Origin of the sequence: Microbulbifer sp. (assembly GCF_051659245.1) — a bacterium.
GTDB lineage: Bacteria > Pseudomonadota > Gammaproteobacteria > Pseudomonadales > Cellvibrionaceae > Microbulbifer.
Window position 1 is genome coordinate 1 of sequence record NZ_JBOFOC010000052.1, and the last position, 3233, is coordinate 3233.

Annotated in this window: 4 protein-coding genes and 2 pseudogenes; 2 read left to right on the forward strand and 4 right to left on the reverse strand. The window is 61.7% G+C overall.

Annotated features, from left to right (window positions below):
* Window positions 1-224, reverse strand: a pseudogene (locus ACRC0P_RS05285) (KR domain-containing protein); the annotation flags it as partial.
* A 158-nt stretch (window positions 225-382) separates the two neighbouring features.
* Window positions 383-1372, reverse strand: coding sequence for a transposase (locus tag ACRC0P_RS05290; RefSeq protein WP_438628740.1), 990 nt, complete (start codon window positions 1370-1372; stop codon window positions 383-385).
* Window positions 1373-1659: 287 nt separating this feature from the next.
* On the opposite strand from ACRC0P_RS05290, the gene ACRC0P_RS05295 reads away from it, so the two are divergent.
* Entirely contained in the window at window positions 1660-1965 is a 306-nt protein-coding gene (locus tag ACRC0P_RS05295) for a BrnT family toxin (protein ID WP_438628741.1), read from the forward strand.
* Entirely contained in the window at window positions 1943-2206 is a 264-nt protein-coding gene (locus tag ACRC0P_RS05300) for a BrnA antitoxin family protein (protein ID WP_438628742.1), read from the forward strand. Before ACRC0P_RS05295 ends, ACRC0P_RS05300 begins: the two co-directional genes overlap by 23 nt.
* 241 nt (window positions 2207-2447) lie before the next feature.
* Here the strand turns inward: ACRC0P_RS05300 and ACRC0P_RS05305 are convergent, their stop codons facing one another.
* Together ACRC0P_RS05305 and ACRC0P_RS05310 are read right to left on the reverse strand one after the other, a co-directional pair.
* On the reverse strand, window positions 2448-2636 hold the full coding sequence (locus tag ACRC0P_RS05305; RefSeq protein WP_438628743.1) for a hypothetical protein: 189 nt from the start codon (window positions 2634-2636) through the stop codon (window positions 2448-2450).
* 61 nt (window positions 2637-2697) lie between these two features.
* Window positions 2698-3233 (reverse strand): annotated as a pseudogene (locus tag ACRC0P_RS05310) (KR domain-containing protein); the annotation flags it as partial.

Below are 3233 nucleotides of genomic sequence, written 5' to 3' on the forward strand. Positions count from 1 at the left end.
TACCAGCCGTTGCGCAGGATCGCGTGGGGGAGGCCGGACCCGGCCAGTTTCGCTTCGGTCTGCCGATGCTCCAGCCCCAACGGCAGCGGGGTGGTGTCGGCGTGCAGGATGCTGGTGTAGACCAGCAGCCCCACTTCGGTCTTTTTCGCCGCTTCGATTACGTTGGCGTGCTGAGGTGCTCGTTGGCCGACCTCGCTGGAGGAGATCAAGCTGTTTCTGGACACCCACAAAAGTTACAAAAGTTAACTAACTGACCACAGAACTGGACACCCACAAATAGGTAGGAAGGCAGGCGTTCGCTAAAGGAAAAACTGGACAGCCACCAGTCGTTTTTGAGGCAAGCAACCCTCGCAGCAAGCCTGCGATAGAGAAAAACAAAAGGTCAGGAAGCGGCGGGTGACGGGAAATAGCGCTCGCAATCCCGGATGCCCTGGGCCCAGCGCTTGCCGAGTCGTTCGCAGGTGCTGCGGACCGAGTGGGCGGCACCTACCAGCGATTTGAAGCGGCTCTCGAAGTTCCGGCTCAGGTAGAGCCAGTGCTGGGGATCGATCTGCAGCCTGTCGAGAATCGGCGGCAACTTTTCCTCGATGGCTCCACGCTTGTCCTCGCGCAGACAGCGCCCGCTCCAGTCAACCAACTCCAGGTAGTCCTGCAGGCGGAAGGGCAGCCCTGCCGGCATGGGTTCCCTCGGATTGCCGATGAAGGGGAATAGCTGCTCCGGCTGTTGGCCATCTTTAGCCGCGGAGATACGCCGCCGGATGGAAGTATGGTCCGACGCTTCCGGTGCCTCCGCCATTTTCGCGCGGATCGGGTTCAGATCCACATAGGCCAGGCAGGTGGCCAGGGCCCGCTCATCGAGTAGCGCCTGGGACTTGAAGCGACCCTCCCAGAAGCGGCCGGTACAACCGTCTTCCCGGTTGGCTTCGCGGGCGATGGACTCGTTCAGCATGCGCATAAACCAGCTGATATCCGTGAGCCGCGCCCGCCACACCTCCGCCACCTCGGCGAGCTGCGTCAGCTCCGCGGCGTCCAGGATCTCGTTGCGAGCGAAGCGTTGGGAGAGCAGGGAGCCCTTGCAGAGTTGGTGCCAGCGCTCCACCACCTCGTGCAGCTCCCAGCCAGCGGCTTGCGCCGCGTTCACATGCAACACCACATGGTAGTGGTTGCTCATCACCGCATAGGCGCAGACATCCAGAGCGAACACCCGGGCCAATTCCAGAAGCCGGTCCTCGATCCACTGGCGCCGGTGCTCGAAGCATTGCCCGGTGCGCTCGTCCCGCCCACACAAAAAGGCTCGGCGCACACAGCGGGAGACGCAGTGGTAGTAAGGGGTGGCTTTGAGAGATACCAGGGATTTGCGAGGGAGTCCCATATCTGGCCATTCATACAGTTGGATGGATAGACAGTATTTTGCGCCGATTCGATAGGGTTGCAAGAGTGCTGGCGTCAGATGCCTTGTGTTTGATGGGTGTCCATCCAAGAACACTGGCGTCAGATGCCTTGTGTTTGATGGGTGTCCATCCAAGAACAAAGAACATCCAAGAACCCCATCCAAGAACCCCTGTTCGAGGTCTTGGAGCGCGAGCGGGGGAAGACGGGGACGGCGAGGATGGAGCATGAAGCCGGGGTTGGCGGCGCGACTTGAGGAGTCTAGAATGTATGTACAAGTGTCAATACGGAGCGGCCATGCGCTTTGAATGGGACCCGGAAAAGAACGTGGCCAACATCCGCAAACACGGGATCGACTTCGCCGACGCCAAGGACATCTTCAACCATCCCATGCTGGCCCTGCCGGACGATCGGGAAGACTATGGCGAAGAGCGCTGGGTCGCGCTTGGCTGGATACGGGCCCTGATCGGCGTGGTGGTCTACACCGAACGCCGGGGCGACGTCATCCGCATTATCTCAGCCCGAAAAGCCACCAAAAGCGAGGTGTGTCGTTATGAGCAAAACTGCAAAGTCTAAAACTGACTGGAAACGCCTGGCGGAGATGGAAGACGAAGACATCGACACCAGCGACATCCCCGAACTGGACGACGACTTCTTCCGCAACGCGGAACTGAAAGTCCCGCCCAAGCAATCCGTCACCCTGCGCCTGGACGCGGACGTGCTGAAATGGTTCAAGGCCCAGGGCCGGGGCTACCAGACCCGCATCAATAAACTGCTGCGCCGTTATATGGAAACCCACCAGACCCACCAGCGCTAAGCACCCCGACGATCAGCGCCGGGGCGCATCGCCCCCCCCCGAACATCAACCCGCCTGTCACATGGCTTGCAAAAACAGCGCAAGCCAAGGTGCCAGGCTCACCTCGTGCCGGCGGACAGTTCCTACCGCTCGTTCCAGCCGCCGCAAAAGACGCGGCGGGCCGCGCTTCGCACGGCACAGGCAAAAAAACAACCCTCGCAGCAAGCCTGCGATGGCGCTCCTTAAGAGAAAAAACAAAAGGTCAGGAATCGGCGGGTGGCGGAAAATAGCGCTCGCAATTCCGGATACCCCAGCGCTTGCCGAGTCGTTCGCAGGTGCTGCGCGCCGAGTGGGCGGCAGCTACCAGCGATTTGAAGCGACTCTCGAAGTTCCGGCTCAGGTAGAGCCAGTGCTGGAGATCGATCTGCAAACTGTCGAGAATCGGCGGCAACTTTTCCTCGATAGTAGATGCGCGCGCAGGAAAGCCGGACGCTGGTCCGGCCTTTGGAGGGTTATCCCAGAGACGCGAGCGCCAGTTGGATCGATTCGACCATTGGCGTGGTCGGGCGGCCGATCAGCGCGCTCAACTGTTTGCTGTCGTCGAACAGGCCGCCTTTGGAGGCGCCGGTATCGGACTCTGCCAGCAGGGTTGCGACCGGTTCCGGCAGTCCGGCGCCCACCAGCGCCTGCTGGTACTCCGCTTCCGGCAGGTCCTGGTAGCTGATCGCCTTGCCGGACTGCGCTGCGATTTCGGCTGCAAACTCGCCCAGGGTGTAGAAGTCGTCTCCCGCCAGTTCGTAGACCTTGCCGGCCTGCTCTTCGGCCAGGAGTACGGTTGCGGCCGCGGCGGCGTAATCGGCCCGTGAGGCGGACGAAATGCGGCCGTCGCCGGCGCAGCCCATGACAGCGCCGAACTGCAGTGCCACCGGCACGCCGGCGGTATAGTTCTCGCTGTACCAGCCGTTGCGCAGGATCGCGTGGGGGAGGCCGGACCCGGCCAGTTTCGCTTCGGTCTGCCGATGCTCCAGCCCCAACGGCAGCGGGGTGG